This is a genomic window from Sinorhizobium sp. CCBAU 05631 (assembly GCF_002288505.1).
In the GTDB taxonomy this organism is placed as follows: domain Bacteria; phylum Pseudomonadota; class Alphaproteobacteria; order Rhizobiales; family Rhizobiaceae; genus Sinorhizobium; species Sinorhizobium fredii_C.
Genome location: NZ_CP023064.1, coordinates 1,250,990 through 1,264,731 on the forward strand (window position 1 = coordinate 1,250,990; position 13,742 = coordinate 1,264,731).

Genomic DNA, 13,742 nt, shown 5'->3' on the forward strand with positions numbered 1-13,742 from the left:
TGCCGAAATTCTCCCGGTAAGCGCGCGGCGTCAGGCCGAACCGGGTCGGTAGAAAGCGCAGGCTGGCTGACGCGGCGGTCAGCGACGATCTCGTCTAAATCGCCACGGCCAACACCGCGCAGCAGTCGCCGGCCTTGATCAGTCCGGGAAAGTGGCGGGCGACCAGCATCCCGGCCATCTTGGCCCGAACATCGATCGGCTCGGCGCCGGTGCGCCCAGTCGGATGAATCCGCGCGATGACGGAGCCGGATTCGACGGCCTCACCGAGATCGACAAGGAACTCGACGAGCCCGCAATCTTCGGCAAAGGCGAAGCAATCGTCGCTCGGCATGTCCAGCCACTGCGTCGGTTGGGCATCGATCTCGCCCTTGATGATGCCGGCGTGGCGCAGCACATTCATCGCGCCACGTTTAGCGATAGCAGCACTTTTCGCCGTCGCCGAGCCGCCGCCACCGAGTTCCGTAGTGATGAAGATCTTGCCCATCTCCTCGGCCGCCGTGTCGTACATGCCGACCGCGTCGATCTCGAGCATCTTCATGGAAAACGGCGCGCCGAAGGCTTTGACGAAGTCGAAGGCGCTCGCTTCCTGCTCCTTGTCGGGAAGGATGTGAGCGGCGCAGAAGGGCAAAAAGTCGAGCGTCTTGCCCCCGGAATGGAAGTCGAGCACGATGTCTGCCAGCGGCAGAAGAGCGCGCTGGAAATAGTCGGCGATCTTCTCGGTCACCGTCCCGTCCGGCCGGCCCGGGAAACTGCGGTTCATATTGCCCCTGTCGATCGGCGAGGTCCGCGTCGCAGCCTGAAACGCGGGATAATTCATCGCCGGGACGATGATCACCCGGCCCTGAACTTCGGCGGCATCGAGCCTCCGCGCCAGATCCAAGAGCGCGATCGGGCCTTCATATTCGTCGCCGTGATTGCCGCCGGTGAAGAGGGCCGTCGGCCCTATCCCGTTCTTGATGACGGTGATCGGGATCATCACCGAGCCCCAGGCCGAATCGTCGCGGCTATAGGGCAGGCGCAGGAATCCGTGCTGGACGCCGTCGGCGTCGAAGTCGACCGTGGCGCTGATCGGCGACGGCCGCAAATGCTGCTCCCTCATGTCCTCAGTCCTTGACCATCAGCTTGCGCGGCACGGAGGCGAGGCATTCGACGCCGCTTTCGGTGATCAGAATGCTCTCTGTGGTCTCGAAGCCCATGTCCTCGAGCCAGAGACCGGTCATGAAGTGGAAGGTCATGCCCGGCTTCAGCTCCGTCTTGTCGCCCGGACGCAGGCTCATGGTGCGCTCGCCCCAGTCCGGCGGATAGGAAAGACCGATCGGATAGCCGGTGCGGTTGTCCTTCACGATCCCGTATTTCTTGAGCACGGCGAAGAAGGCGTTGGCGATGTCCTCGCAGGTGTTGCCCGGCTTGGCGACCGCGAGCCCCGCCTCCATGCCCTCGAGCGTCGCCTTCTCGGCGTCGAGGAAGGCCTGGGTCGGCTTGCCGAGAAACACCGTGCGCGACAGCGGCAGGTGATAGCGGTGGTAGCAGCCGGCGATCTCGAAAAAGGTCCCCTCGCCCCGCTTCATCGGCCGGTCGTCCCAGGTGAGATGCGGCGCGGAGGCTTCGACGCCCGAGGGAAGCAGCGGCACGATCGCCGGATAGTCGCCGCCGATGCCGTCGACGCCGCGGGTGCCGGCGTCGTAAATTTCCGCGACCAGATCGCATTTGCGCATGCCGACCTCGATCTTGTCGAAGATGCGCGCGTGCATCGCTTCGACGATCCGGGCGGCGTTGCGCATGTACTTGATTTCCGTCTCGCTCTTGACGGCGCGCTGCCAGTTGACGAGCGCCGTCGCGTCGACGTAGCGGGCATTCGGCAGATGCTTCTGCAGCGAAGCGAAGGCTGCCGCCGAGAACCAGTAATTGTCCATCTCGACGCCGATCCGGAGCGACCCCCAGCCGCGATCGGCGAGGATGCCGGAGAGGTAATCCATCGGGTGGCGCTCGGTCGACTGCACGTAGTGGTCGGGATAGCCGATGATGTTCTCGTGGTTGAGATAGGCGGTCAGCTTGGCGCCGTTGGCGTCCTGGCCGCGGCCGAACCAGATCGGCTCTCCTAAAGGCGGCACGATCACCGCCTGATGCACATAGAAGGACCAGCCGTCATAGCCTGTGAGCCATGCCATGTTGGACGGGTCGCTGACGATCAGGAGCTCGATGCCCTTGGCTTCCATCGCCTGGCGGGTCTTTCTGAGCCGCGCTTCATATTCCCCAAGGGAGAATTTGAGGTTGGGTTGGGTCATGTCTCTTCCCTCGTTTTGCCGGAAATGCCGGCGTCAACTCTCGAACGTCGTTCCTGCGTTCGCGGCATTCGCCCGCGCGAAGGCGAGCGTGGCGATGGCGGTGTCCTGGATGCCGGTACCGGTCAGGTCGGCGATGGTGATCTCGTTCGCGCTCGTGCGTCCCGCCCTCAGACCGGCGATCACCTGGCCGAGCTCGGCGAACTCGGCATCCGGTGCCACGACGCCAGCAGCAACCGCGTGGTGCAGTTCACCGAGACGGCGCGTCTGCTTCAGGCTGTCGGCGACATAGGTGGCGCGGGCGATCGCCCGCGGATCAAGCTCGTTCTTGTGCTCGGCATCGGAGCCCATGACGGTGACATGCTGACCCGGCTCAAGCCAGCCGGCCATGAAGATCGGCTTCTCCGACGGGGTGGTGGTGACGACGATATCGGCGCCCGCGACGGCTGCCTCCGGCTCGATTGAGGCCTTGATTGGAAAGCCGAGCTTTCCGGCCAGTACGATCGCAACCGCTTCGGCCTTCGCCGCATCGCGGGCCCAGAGCCGCGCCTCGCGGATCGGGCGGACGAGGGTCAGCGCTTCAAGCTGCAGCCTGGCCTGCATGCCCGCACCGAAGATCGCGGCAACGGATGCACCTTCCCGCGACAAGTGCTTAGCCGCGATGGCACCAGCGGCAGCCGTGCGGACGTCCGTCAAGTATCCATTGTCGAGCAACAAGGCCTGCACCAGCCCGGTGCGGCTCGAAAGCAGCACCATCATGCCGTTGGTGCTCGGCAGGCCGATCTTCGGATTGTCGAAGAAGCCGGGGCTGATCTTGATGGCGAAACCGTCGAGGCCGGACACATAGGCCGTCTTGACGTCGACCTCGCCGCGATGCTCAGGAATGTCGAGCCTCAGGATCGGCGGCATCGCCACCGCCCTGGTGGCGAGCGCATGGAAGGCATTCTCGACGCAGGCGACCGCTTCGCGATCGAGCGGCACGATGCGACGCAGCTCCGCCTCGGTGAGAATCGTCATCCTCGTCATGCCGCTGCCTCCTTGCGAAACGGATCCGTTTCGCCGTTCATCACGCTGAGATGCAGGCCCATATCGACATTGCGGCCGGAGAGAATGACTGCGATCGGACCGACGATCGTCTTGATCTTGCCGGCGAGAAGCGCCGCGATCCCGACCGCCCCGGCTCCCTCGACGATCTCGCGCTCCTCGGCATAGGCGTGGCGCATGCCGGCGGCGATTTCCGCCTCTGTCACAAGGATGATGTCGTCGAGGAGCTCCCGGCACATGCTAAATGTCACGCGATTGTCGAGCCCGATGCCGCCGCCAAGCGAATCGGCAAGGCTCGGCTGTTCCTCGACGAGCACGGGGGTGCCGGCGGCGAGGCTCGTCTTCATCGCGGCGCCGCGCTCCATGGTCAGCCCGATCACCCGCGTCGCCGGCCTGCGCGCCTTGACGGCTGCGGCCAACCCGGCCGCCAGCCCGCCACCCGAAACCGGCACCAGCACAACGGCGACCTCTGGCATCTGGTCGACGATTTCGAGCCCGAGCGTCCCCTGCCCTGCGACGACTGCCGGATGGTCGAAGGGCGGCACCATCACGAGACCTTTTTCCGCGATCAGCCGCTCGACCTCTTGCTGCGCCTCGTCCTGCGACCTGCCGACAATCCGGACATCCGCGCCAAGACGCCTGATTTCGGAGACCTTGTTTTCCGGCACGAGGTGCGACATGCAGATCGTCGCGAGCGAACCTTCCGCCTTTGCCGCATAGGCGAGTGCTCGGCCATGATTACCGGTCGAGGCCGCGACGACGCCGCGCGCACGCTCCGCGGCGGTGAGTGAAAGCACCGCATTGGTCGCGCCGCGCAGCTTGAAGCTGCCGGTCGTCTGATGATGCTCGAGCTTGAGGCCGACAGACACGCCGCAGAGCCGGCTCAGCGATGCCGAGGCAACCAGCGGCGTCGTCAGCACGCGTCCGGAAAAACGCCGCGCCGCGGCTTCGATATCCTCGATCGTCACGGGGAGAGACGCGTTCACGGCCATTCCCCCTTAAGTGGCAGCGCCATCAGTCGCCCGAGCCGCGGCCGAGCCTCCTGGTCGCTGCAGAGGCGCAGGCAGGCCCAGGCTGTAGCGTAATTGCTGCTGACGACCGGCTTGCCGATCGCCTCCTCGATTTCATCGATCACGCCGGCGGCGCGAACGGCGGTGCAGGAGATGAAGAGGGCATCGGATTCCGGGGCCATGGCCTCCTTCGCAAACGCGACGATCTCCGAAGGCGCGATCCGCGCCATTTCCCGGTCGTCGGAAAGCCCCAGGCAGGTGAAGCGGTCGATCTCGAAGCCGAAGGCCGCAAAATAATCCGCCATCGGCCGGCTGGTCTCGACCGTATAGGGGGTGAGCACGGAAATTCGCGTCGCGCCGAGCGTCCGCAAGCCTTCGACCGCCGCCGCCGTCGGCGTCACTACGGCAGCCCCGGGCTTGGCGGCCTTGACCGCTGCAGCGATCTCCTTATCGCCAATGACGACGGATGCCGAAGTGCAGGAATACATCACGACGTCGAGCGCCTCGTCGGGCAGGATCAGGCCTGCCGCCGCCGTCAGCGACGGCTGCATCGCCCGCAGGTTCTCCGGCGTCACCGGATTGGCATAAGGAATGCGCGTGACATAAACGCCGATCCGGTCCGAGGCCACCAGCCGATGAAAGTCCGCTTCGGTGGTGTGATCGGTGGCAAGGATGATGAGGCCGATGCGCTTTTCCAGCGGCCGGTCGTCGAGGCGCGGTGCGCGCGCTGCCAAAGAAAGAGCGACAGGCGTTTCCATCAGCGTTCGTCCACCCGTGCGTAGCGCTCTTCTAGCCAGCGCAGGAAGAAGACCGAGATGAGGCTCATGATCAGGAAGAAGACGCCGACCAGCGTCATCGGCTCGATATAGCGATAATTGCTGTTGGCGATGCTTTTCGCCTGGTTCATCAGTTCCAGCACCGTGATTGCCGAAAGCAGCGGCGTCTCCTTGAACATGGCGATCAGGTAATTGGCGAGCGCCGGGATCATCGGCGGGATCGCCTGCGGCAGGATCACGTGGACCCAGGTCTGGCGGGCGGTGAGGTTCGTCACCTTGGCGGCTTCCCACTGGCCGCGCGGCACGTTCTCGATGCCGGCCCGGTAGACCTCGGCGGCGTAGGTGCCGTAATGGATGCCGAGACCGATGACGCCGGCGAGCAGCGCCGGCAGTCGGATGCCGATATCCGGCAGCACGTAGAAGATGAAATAGAGCTGCACCAGCAAAGGCGTGCCGCGGATGAACTCCACCGCGAAGCTCGTGGTGCGCGCGATCGGCGCCGTCGCCACCATGCGCAGGATCGCGAAGACGAGGCCGACCACGGCGGCGACCGCCGCACCGAGAATGGTGGCGAGAATGGTGATCTGCAGCCCCTCGATGAGGGTCGGCATGATTTGGCGGACGAATTCCCAATCCCATTCCATGGTCAGGCCCTCACGCCGTCGAGGCCACGCGTCACCCGGCGCTCCAGCCAGCGCATGCCGAGCGAGATCAACCACGCCATGACGAAGTAGAGCACCAGGATCGTCGCGAAGGGGATCAGCGTGCTGCCCGTCTGCGCGCGCACCACCTGGGCCTGGAAGGTCATGTCGGTGAGCGAGATCAGCGAGACGACCGCCGTCCCCTTGAGGAGCTCGATCGCATTGTTGCCGAAGGTCGGCAGCATCAGCGGCAGCGCCTGCGGCAGGATGATGTGGCGCATCGCCTGGTAACGCGAGAGGTTGAGCGCGGTGCAGGCTTCGCGCTGCTCGCGGCCGATCGCTTTTACGGCACCGCGCACCACTTCCGCGCCATAGGCGCCGACATTCAGGCCCAGCGCCAGCACGCCGGCTTGCAGCGGCGTCAGCGTGATGCCGGCAAAGGGCAGCACGAAATAGACCCAGAAGAGCTGGACGAAGATCGATGTGCCGCGGAAGAACTCGATATAGGTCGTGGCAAGCGCGCGCACCACCATGAACCGGCTGACGCGCCCGAGCCCCGCCGCAAAGGCGACCACGACGGCCAGCGCCGAGCCCATCAGGGTGAGCTGGACGGTCACCCAGGCGCCTTCAAGGATCAATCCGATATAGCCGGACCAGTCGATCATCGTTCAATTGTTCCAGTCAGAGTGCGGCTCGGTTCGACGGGGCCTTCCATGCCGCCTTCCCCCGGTGTCGCTCCGGTGAAAAGGCGGCGGGAAGCCCCAGCCCAGGCTTATTGCGCGGCGCAGAGTTTCTCGCGCGTCGTCGACATCGCCGCCTTGGCCGAGAAGCCATAGGGCTCGATGATCTTGGCGAACTCGCCGGATTCCTTCATCTTGGCGAGTTCGACATCGAAGGCATCGCGCAACGCCTCGTCGCCCTTCCTGAAGGCGGCGCCGTCGCAATAGACCGGGGCGCCTTCGACCGGCGCGACCACTTCGATATTGGGGTCGTTGGCCTTCGAGACGAGGTCGTTGATCGAAAGCACCGGCAGCGAGTAGACGTCGATGCGGCCGTCCTGCAGCATCTTCATGCCGCTCTGGCCGTCCGGCACGACGATAACGCGGTCACGCGGCACGCCGGCTTCGAGCGCCAGCTTCTCTTCCGTGCCGCCGCCCGGCGCACCGATCTTCGCATCCGGATTGTCGGCGATGTCCTTGTAGCTCTTCAATTTGAGCGGATTGCCCTTCTTCAGCGCGAAGGCCTCGGCGTCGCAGAGGATCGGCTGCGAATAGGCGACCGCGGCGCAGCGCTCCGGCTTCATGAAAAGCCCGGCGGTGATCGCGTCGTGACGGCCCGCCTGCAGGCCGGGGATCATCGCGCCATATTCGGAGATCGAGGCGACGATTTCCGGCACGCCGAGCCGCTTGAAGATCTCGCGGGCCACATCCGGCGCGGCACCGGAGACCTTGCCGTCGGCGCCGACGGCGGTAAAGGGCGGCTCGTTGGCGATGGCGACACGCGCGAAGCCCTGTTCCTTCAGTTCCTCGAGCTTGTTCTCATCCGCCGCGACGGGCGTCGCTGCGGCAATTGCCATCAACGCCGTCGCACCTGCCGCCATTGCCATCAAAGCTTTCAGTGTCATCGTTCCCAACTCCTCTGTTGTTCTCTTCACGTTGTTGCTTGAGGCAATGTCGGCCCAGAGCTCAGACGCGGTGCCCTGCCGCTATGATCTTGCGCAGGAAGGTCTGCGTGCGTTCCTGTTTCGGGTGCCGGAAGATGTCTTCGGGCCTCCCCTCCTCGACAATCTTGCCGCGGTCGAAGAAGAGCACCCGATCGGCGAAATCATGGGCAAAGCCCATTTCGTGGGTGACGAGCAGCATCGTCATGTCCGTTTCGGCCGCCAGCTTGCGCATGACGTTCAGGACTTCCTCGACGAGCTCGGGATCGAGCGCGGAGGTCACCTCGTCGAACAGCATGATCTTCGGCGACAGCGCCAGCGCCCGGGCGATCGCGACGCGCTGCTTCTGGCCGCCGGAGAGCTGGGCCGGCATGCTCTTCGCCTTGTCGGCGAGCCCGACCATGTCAAGAAGCTCCATCGCCCGCTTTTCCGCCGCCGCACGCGGAACGCCCTTTGTCAGCATCGGCGCCAATGTGACGTTGTCGAGCACGCATTTATGGGGAAACAGGTTGAAGTGCTGGAAGACCATGCCGATCTTCTCGCGCATCTTATGGAGATGCCGCTCGTCGGCCGGAACGAGACTGCCCGCCTTCTTCATGTGATAGAGCTGCTCGCCGTCAACCTGAATAAAGCCGTCGCTGATCGTTTCCAGCGTCATCAGGATGCGCAGGATCGTCGTCTTGCCCGAACCGGACGGGCCGATGAGGGCGAGCTTCTCGCCCGGCATTACCTCCATCGACAGACCATCGAGCACGGTCAGCGGACCGTAGCTCTTGACGATGTTGTCGATGCGGATGATCGGCTCGGGCATTCGCGTCTCTCCCTTTGAGAGCGGTAATGTCCTAACGATGATCCGGTTCCGAAATCATGTCAATGTGAATAATAATCTCATGACAATTATTCGACGATGAGCAAGTTTTGCATCCACATCAGATCGCGAGCAGCAATGCCTCCGGGTCGCCAAGCGCCAGCGAGGCGACGATGCCTAGCCCGGTTTTGAGCTCCTGTTCGCTGGTCGAGCCGAGCGAGATGCGCACGGCCGGGCGCCAGCCGCTGTCGGCGGTGCGGAAGGACGCGCCCGGCGCGATCGCCACACCGCGCAGGCGCGCCTGGGAGACGAAGGCCTCCTCCGCGTGGCCCTCGGGGAGCGGCAGCCAGACATGCAGGCTCTGCGGATGGCTGCGGTGGGGAAGTCGGCCGAACGTCTCGGTGGCGATGGCGTGGCGGGCGGCGAGAGCCCGGCGCTGCCAATTGACGAGGTCGATCGCCGTGCCGTCGCTCACCCAACGGGTGGCGATCTCGGCGATCGACGGCGTCGCCATCCAGTTCGAGACCAGATGCCGATTGGCGACCGCCGCGACGTAGCGGTCCGGCGCCACCAGATAGCCGATCCTGAGGCCCGGCACGGTGATCTTGGTGAAGCTCGTCACGTAAAGGGTGCGTTCCGGCGCCAGCGCCGCCACCGGCGGCAGACGCTCCTCGACCAGTGGCCCAAGAATATCGTTTTCGATGATGGCGATGTCGTGCCGGCGCGCCACTTCCGCGAGCGCGGCTCGGCGCTCGCGGCTCATCAAGGTCGCCGTCGGATTGATCACTGAGGGCTGTAGGAAGATCGCGCGGATGACCCCCTTGCGACAGGCTTCGTCGAGCGCTTCCGGCACCATCCCGTCGTCATCGATCGCGATGCCCTGGAGATGAATGCCGAGATAGGTCGACAGCGGCACCAGCGTGTGATGGCTGATCGCCTCCGTCGCGATGGTCGAACCGGGCGGAGCGACGCTCATCAAAGCGACGGTCATGGCGGAGGTCGCGCCGTTGGTGAGGCTGATATTGAGCGGCGAAACGTCGAGCCCGCAGCGCGAAAGCCATTCCGCCGCAATTGTGCGGTGGCGCGGGAACACCATGTTCGGCCGGAAGGACAGCGCCGAGCTTGCCGGCAGGTTCTCGGCAAGCCACGCGAAGGCCTGTCGCATCTTTTCGAGATGTATCTGCTCGCAGACCGGCTTCAGGATCGAAAGGTCGATCAGTTCGCCGAGCCGCTCCGGCAGATAGGGCGGATCCGGCTCGCGCGGTCGCGTCTGAACGAAGCTGCCGCGCCCGACCTCGCCCGAAATCAGCCCGCGCCGGATGAGCTCGTTATAGGCCCGGCTCACCGTCTGCACCGACAGCTTCAAATCGTCGGCAAGCTTGCGATGCGTCGGCAGCCGCGTGCCGTTCTGCAACCGCCCCTCCTCGATCGCACGGGCAATTTGATCGGCCAGCGAGAGATAGGCCGGGCGGCGCAGAAGCGTTGTGTCGGGCATCCAATTTGTCATGATTTGAACTGTGATTAAAATCAGCTCAATTGACAATGCAAAAGTGAGAACCCAATGTCTTTTCCCGGATTTCGACTTCAGGAGGGGCGCCCCGCATGAAACTTGACGCGATCGATCTGCGCATCCTCGAGGCGATCCAGGCCGACGGGCGCATCACCAAGCTGGCGCTCGCCGAAAAGGCGGGGCTTTCGCCGACGCCGTGCTGGATGCGGCTCAGAAAACTGGAAAAGGCCGGCATCGTCGCCGGCTACCATGCGCGCGTGGCGCTGCGACGGGTGGCTCCGGTCGCAAGTGTGATGATGGAGGTGACCCTTGCCAATCACCGGCAGGCGGATTTCGACCGGTTTGAGCGCGCCATCGCCGTAATTCCCGAGATCGTCGCCTGCTGGTCGGTCGGCGGCGGGGTGGATTATATCCTCAAGGTGGTGACGGCCGACATCGACGCCTATCAGCGGCTGGTCGACGAGTTGCTCGGCCGCGAACTCGGCATCGATCGCTATTTCACCTACATCGTCACCAAGACCGTCAAGGAAGAAACCGTCCTGCCGCTCGGTGCGTTGTTGCCACAGGCTTCGGCGGGGCAAGTCTAGAGGCGGTGTCTTGAAACCGAACGGTAGGAAAGGACGAGCGGAGGGATGGAAAGCCGTAACTCTCTACTCGTACTCCAACCAAACCCCGCCGGCATCGGCCGAACGGACGCAGTTCTCGACCCACCGCACGCCTTCCAAGCCGGCATCGATACCCGGGAAGGCCAGGTCTTCGATACCCTCGGGCGCAAGGCCACGATTGCCAGTAATGGCGAGAGCGAAGCGGCGGTAGAGATTGGCCCAGGCCTCGAACAGCCCCTCTGGATGGCCGCCGCCGATGCGGTCGTCGAGCCGGGCTTGCGGGTAGAGATAGTCCATGCCGCGTTCCAGGATGCGGACCGGCTCGCCCTGGATCTCGTAGGAAAGCTGGTTCGGCCGCTCGTCCCACCATTCGATGCTCGCCTTCGAGCCGACGATCCGGACCTTCTGGCCGTGCATCGAGCCGGCATTGACGGCGCTCGACCAGACATTGGCGACGGCGCCGTTGTCGTATTCCATCAGGGTTATGGCATTATCCTCGAGCGGCGCGCGGCTCTTGACGAAGCTCTGGCGCACGCACATCAGCCGCCTGATCTTCAGGTGCGGCAGGATTACCTCCGAAATATAGAGCGGGTGGGTGCCGACGTCGCCGAGCACATAGCTGGGGCCGGCGAACTTCGGATCGACCCGCCAGCGTGTCGACGGGTTCTGCTCCTCGACGGCGGCGCTGTGGAAGCCATGGGCAAATTGCAGGTTGACGATCCGGATCTCGCCGAGGTCGCCGTTCCTCACCATGGCGCGGGCCTGCTCGATCATCTGGTGACCGGCATAGCCATAGGTGACGCCGACGGTCAGCCCGCCCGCTTCGGCGAGCGACTTGAGCTCCTTCGCTTCCACGACCGTGAAGCAGAGCGGCTTTTCGCAGATGACGTTGAGGCCGTGTTCGAGCGCCGCCCTACAGGTCGAGAAATGGGTGTTGTTCGGCGTGGCGATCGAGACCGCTTCGATCCCGTCGGCGCGCCTCGCCTCCTCGGCGAACATCGTCTCGTAGTCCGGATAGCTACGGGCCTCGTCGAGCCCGAGATCCACCCCGAAGGCGCGGCCGCGTTCCGGGTCAATGTCGAAGGCGCCGGCCACCAGTTCGAACGTGTCGTCGCGGAGCGCGGCCGAGCGATGGATGTAGCCGATCTGGCTGCCGCGTCCGCCGCCGACCATGCCCCAGCGGATCGGGTTTTTCTTCGTCTCTGGCATTATTCTGTCCCTCAAGTGTTTGGTGTCGCTTTCCGCTGGTGTCCGTTTCACCCCCTCTGCCCTGCCGGGCATCTCCCCCGCAAGGGTGGAGATCGGCAAGACGCGGGCTCCCCAATCCGTCTTTTCGATAGCGTTCATCTCGGTGCGGGAGGCAGCCGGCACCGCAAAAATACGGCGCCCAATCTGCAATGGCGGCCACCGGCGAAGGCATCAACACTGGCCGATCTCTACCCTTGCGGGGGAGATGCCCGGCAGGGCAGTGGGGGCTGCGACACGTACCAGACCTCAATCACCTCTAAAATCCGACCGAGCGCAGATAGTCGCGGCTTTCCCGCACATCCGCGAGGCTGCCGGCGACGCTTAAAGGGTCGCGCTCCTGCTCGACGGTGATAAAGCCGTGATAGCCTATCTCCTCGAGAGCCTGCTTGACCGGCCGATAGTCGATGACGCCGCGGCCGATCGGGCACATCACCCCTTGGGCGCAGGCCTCGAAGAACCTGATTTCCTGCCCAAGCACGCGGCGGAAGACCGTCTCGTCGATGTCCTTGAAGTGGACGTAGTCTAGCCGGTCGGCGTAGCGCTTCAGTGTCTCGACCGGATCCATGCCGGCGTAATAGCTGTGGCCGGTGTCGACGCAGAAGCCGGCAAGCTCCGCCGGCACGTCGCGAGCGATCCGCTCGATCTCGTCGGCGAATTCGATATAGCCGCCGGCATGCGGATGGATGACGGCGCGCACGCCGTATTTGCTCCTCGCAAGCTCGGCGATCGTCTTGATGGTGGCGACCATGCCGCGCCACGCCCCGTCGGAGAGCCGAGGCGCCCGGTCGGCATGGCCGGCGGCAAAATCGCGTTCGTCGTGGCCCCAGTCCATGACCGTCAGGTATGGCGTCCTGAAACGTTGGCCGAGGAGCTGTTCGGGCTGCGGCAGCCGGGTGATGACGGCGCAGATCTCGTCGGTCTGACGCAACAGATTCTCGCGGTTTTCGGCCGAGACAAGATCGTCGAAGATCGTTCCGGCGACGATGAAGAGGTTGCGGTCGGCGAGCGCCTTGGCGACCCGTTCGGAGTCGAGGGGCACGTAGCCATAGGGGCCGAGTTCGAGACCGCCATAGCCGGCGGCGGCCGCCTCGTCGAAGACGCGTTCCCAGGCGGGCAGGTTCGGGTTCTTGACGTCGTCTACGCCCCAGCAGCAGGGGGCGGTCGCGATGGTGATGGTCACGAATGTTGTCCTCGTTGTATAAGCTGGCACTTACGCATCCTTGCCCGGCCAGTATTTGTCGACGTATTTCTGGATCTCCGCACGCATGAAGCGACCCGACTCGTCAGCGCGGTCTTCCCAGCCGAAAACGCAGGCGGTGACGATGCCGTCGAAGCCGACCGAGGCGAGCGAGGAGAAGAAGACGTCCCAGTTGATCTCGCCCTGATACATGTCCATGTGCTGGTGGATCGTCACCGGGGCGCCCGGCGGGTTGATGATGTAGCGAAGCCCCGAGGACGCCTTGTGGTTATAGGTGTCGGCGACATGGACATGGGCGATCAGAGGCCCGGCATCGCGGATCATCTTCGCCATGTCATCGCCGAAGTAGAAGGTGTGCGGGGCGCAGTAGAGGAACTTGACGTTCTTCGAGCCGATCGCCTTCAGCATGTCGATCGCCGGATGCAAGGTCTCGCACCAGTCTTCCGGGTGCGGCTCCATGTTGAGCGTCACGCCTTCCTTCTCGAAGACCGGCACCAGCTCCTCCATCGAACGCCACCAGGCGGCTTCGCTGTGCTCGTGCGTGTGTATTCCGCCGCAGCAGTTGGAGCGATGGCTACGGTCGGGCGACGGGCCACGGCCGAACTCGGAATTCATCGTGTCGCAGCCCATCTCGACGGCGACCTCGATCGCTTGCTTCCAATAGCGCACCGCCGCCTGGCGCTCGTCCTCATGCGGGCTCGCCCAGCGATACATCGGCAGGATCGAGGCGAGCTTGACGCCGTGATCCTTCAGCGCTGCCTTGAACTCGGCGATCCGTTCCTTGTGGGCGCGCGGCCGCACCCACCAGGGGATGAAATCCTCGCGCGGCGACAGCTCGATATGGTCGTAGCCAAGCTCCGCCGCCTTGCGGCACAGATCATTGAGGCCAAGATGGCGATGCATGTAGGGGTCGAGTGCGATCTTCATGGGTGCTCCTCCTGATGCGCGAAGGATACCGAG

14 protein-coding genes are annotated in these 13,742 nt (G+C 64.3%); 1 reads left to right on the forward strand and 13 read right to left on the reverse strand.

Features of this window, described 5'->3' with window-relative positions:
• Positions 1-94: 94 nt before the first annotated feature.
• The 10 genes from doeB to SS05631_RS25345 form a co-directional block, all read right to left on the reverse strand.
• Positions 95-1,099 carry a N(2)-acetyl-L-2,4-diaminobutanoate deacetylase DoeB gene (gene doeB, locus SS05631_RS25300; RefSeq protein WP_037416194.1) on the reverse strand — a complete coding sequence of 335 codons (1,005 nt, stop codon included), beginning with the start codon at positions 1,097-1,099 and terminating at the stop codon, positions 95-97.
• A 4-nt stretch (positions 1,100-1,103) separates the two neighbouring features.
• Complete coding sequence (gene doeA, locus SS05631_RS25305) at positions 1,104-2,285, reverse strand: ectoine hydrolase DoeA (protein WP_037416191.1); 1,182 nt, start codon at positions 2,283-2,285, stop codon at positions 1,104-1,106.
• 33 nt (positions 2,286-2,318) lie between these two features.
• A complete protein-coding gene (eutC, locus tag SS05631_RS25310; RefSeq protein ID WP_037416188.1) occupies positions 2,319-3,308 on the reverse strand; it encodes an ectoine utilization protein EutC in 990 nt (329 codons plus the stop codon).
• Positions 3,305-4,312 (reverse strand): hydroxyectoine utilization dehydratase EutB, encoded by a 1,008-nt coding sequence (gene eutB, locus SS05631_RS25315; RefSeq protein WP_037416200.1) that lies wholly within the window; start codon positions 4,310-4,312, stop codon positions 3,305-3,307. Before eutB ends, eutC begins: the two co-directional genes overlap by 4 nt.
• A complete protein-coding gene (gene eutA / locus SS05631_RS25320) occupies positions 4,309-5,094 on the reverse strand; it encodes an ectoine utilization protein EutA (RefSeq protein ID WP_037416185.1) in 786 nt (261 codons plus the stop codon). The genes eutB and eutA overlap by 4 nt, the downstream gene beginning before the upstream one ends.
• Positions 5,094-5,756 carry an ectoine/hydroxyectoine ABC transporter permease subunit EhuD gene (gene ehuD, locus SS05631_RS25325; RefSeq protein ID WP_037416182.1) on the reverse strand — a complete coding sequence of 221 codons (663 nt, stop codon included), beginning with the start codon at positions 5,754-5,756 and terminating at the stop codon, positions 5,094-5,096. The genes eutA and ehuD overlap by 1 nt, the downstream gene beginning before the upstream one ends.
• 2 nt (positions 5,757-5,758) lie before the next feature.
• Positions 5,759-6,418: an ectoine/hydroxyectoine ABC transporter permease subunit EhuC gene (gene ehuC, locus SS05631_RS25330; RefSeq protein ID WP_037416179.1), complete on the reverse strand. Its 660-nt coding sequence runs from the start codon at positions 6,416-6,418 to the stop codon at positions 5,759-5,761.
• Positions 6,419-6,525: 107 nt separating this feature from the next.
• Complete coding sequence (ehuB, locus tag SS05631_RS25335; RefSeq protein ID WP_037416176.1) at positions 6,526-7,377, reverse strand: ectoine/hydroxyectoine ABC transporter substrate-binding protein EhuB; 852 nt, start codon at positions 7,375-7,377, stop codon at positions 6,526-6,528.
• Between the two features lie 61 nt (positions 7,378-7,438).
• Positions 7,439-8,224, reverse strand: a complete 786-nt coding sequence (ehuA, locus tag SS05631_RS25340; RefSeq protein WP_037416173.1) for an ectoine/hydroxyectoine ABC transporter ATP-binding protein EhuA — start codon at positions 8,222-8,224, stop codon at positions 7,439-7,441.
• Between the two features lie 118 nt (positions 8,225-8,342).
• Entirely contained in the window at positions 8,343-9,764 is a 1,422-nt protein-coding gene (locus SS05631_RS25345; RefSeq protein ID WP_037416170.1) for a PLP-dependent aminotransferase family protein, read from the reverse strand.
• Positions 9,765-9,823: 59 nt separating this feature from the next.
• Between SS05631_RS25345 and SS05631_RS25350 the strand changes: the two genes are divergently transcribed.
• Complete coding sequence (locus tag SS05631_RS25350) at positions 9,824-10,318, forward strand: Lrp/AsnC family transcriptional regulator (RefSeq protein ID WP_037416167.1); 495 nt, start codon at positions 9,824-9,826, stop codon at positions 10,316-10,318.
• A 63-nt stretch (positions 10,319-10,381) separates the two neighbouring features.
• Here SS05631_RS25350 and SS05631_RS25355 read toward each other — a convergent pair whose 3' ends face one another.
• The 3 genes from SS05631_RS25355 to SS05631_RS25365 all read right to left on the reverse strand — a co-directional run bounded on the left by SS05631_RS25355 (position 10,382) and on the right by SS05631_RS25365 (position 13,709).
• Complete coding sequence (locus SS05631_RS25355; protein WP_037416164.1) at positions 10,382-11,545, reverse strand: Gfo/Idh/MocA family oxidoreductase; 1,164 nt, start codon at positions 11,543-11,545, stop codon at positions 10,382-10,384.
• A 295-nt stretch (positions 11,546-11,840) separates the two neighbouring features.
• A complete protein-coding gene (locus tag SS05631_RS25360) occupies positions 11,841-12,764 on the reverse strand; it encodes a TIM barrel protein (protein ID WP_037416161.1) in 924 nt (307 codons plus the stop codon).
• 30 nt (positions 12,765-12,794) lie between these two features.
• Positions 12,795-13,709, reverse strand: a complete 915-nt coding sequence (locus SS05631_RS25365) for a sugar phosphate isomerase/epimerase (protein WP_037416159.1) — start codon at positions 13,707-13,709, stop codon at positions 12,795-12,797.
• Positions 13,710-13,742 lie beyond the last annotated feature (33 nt).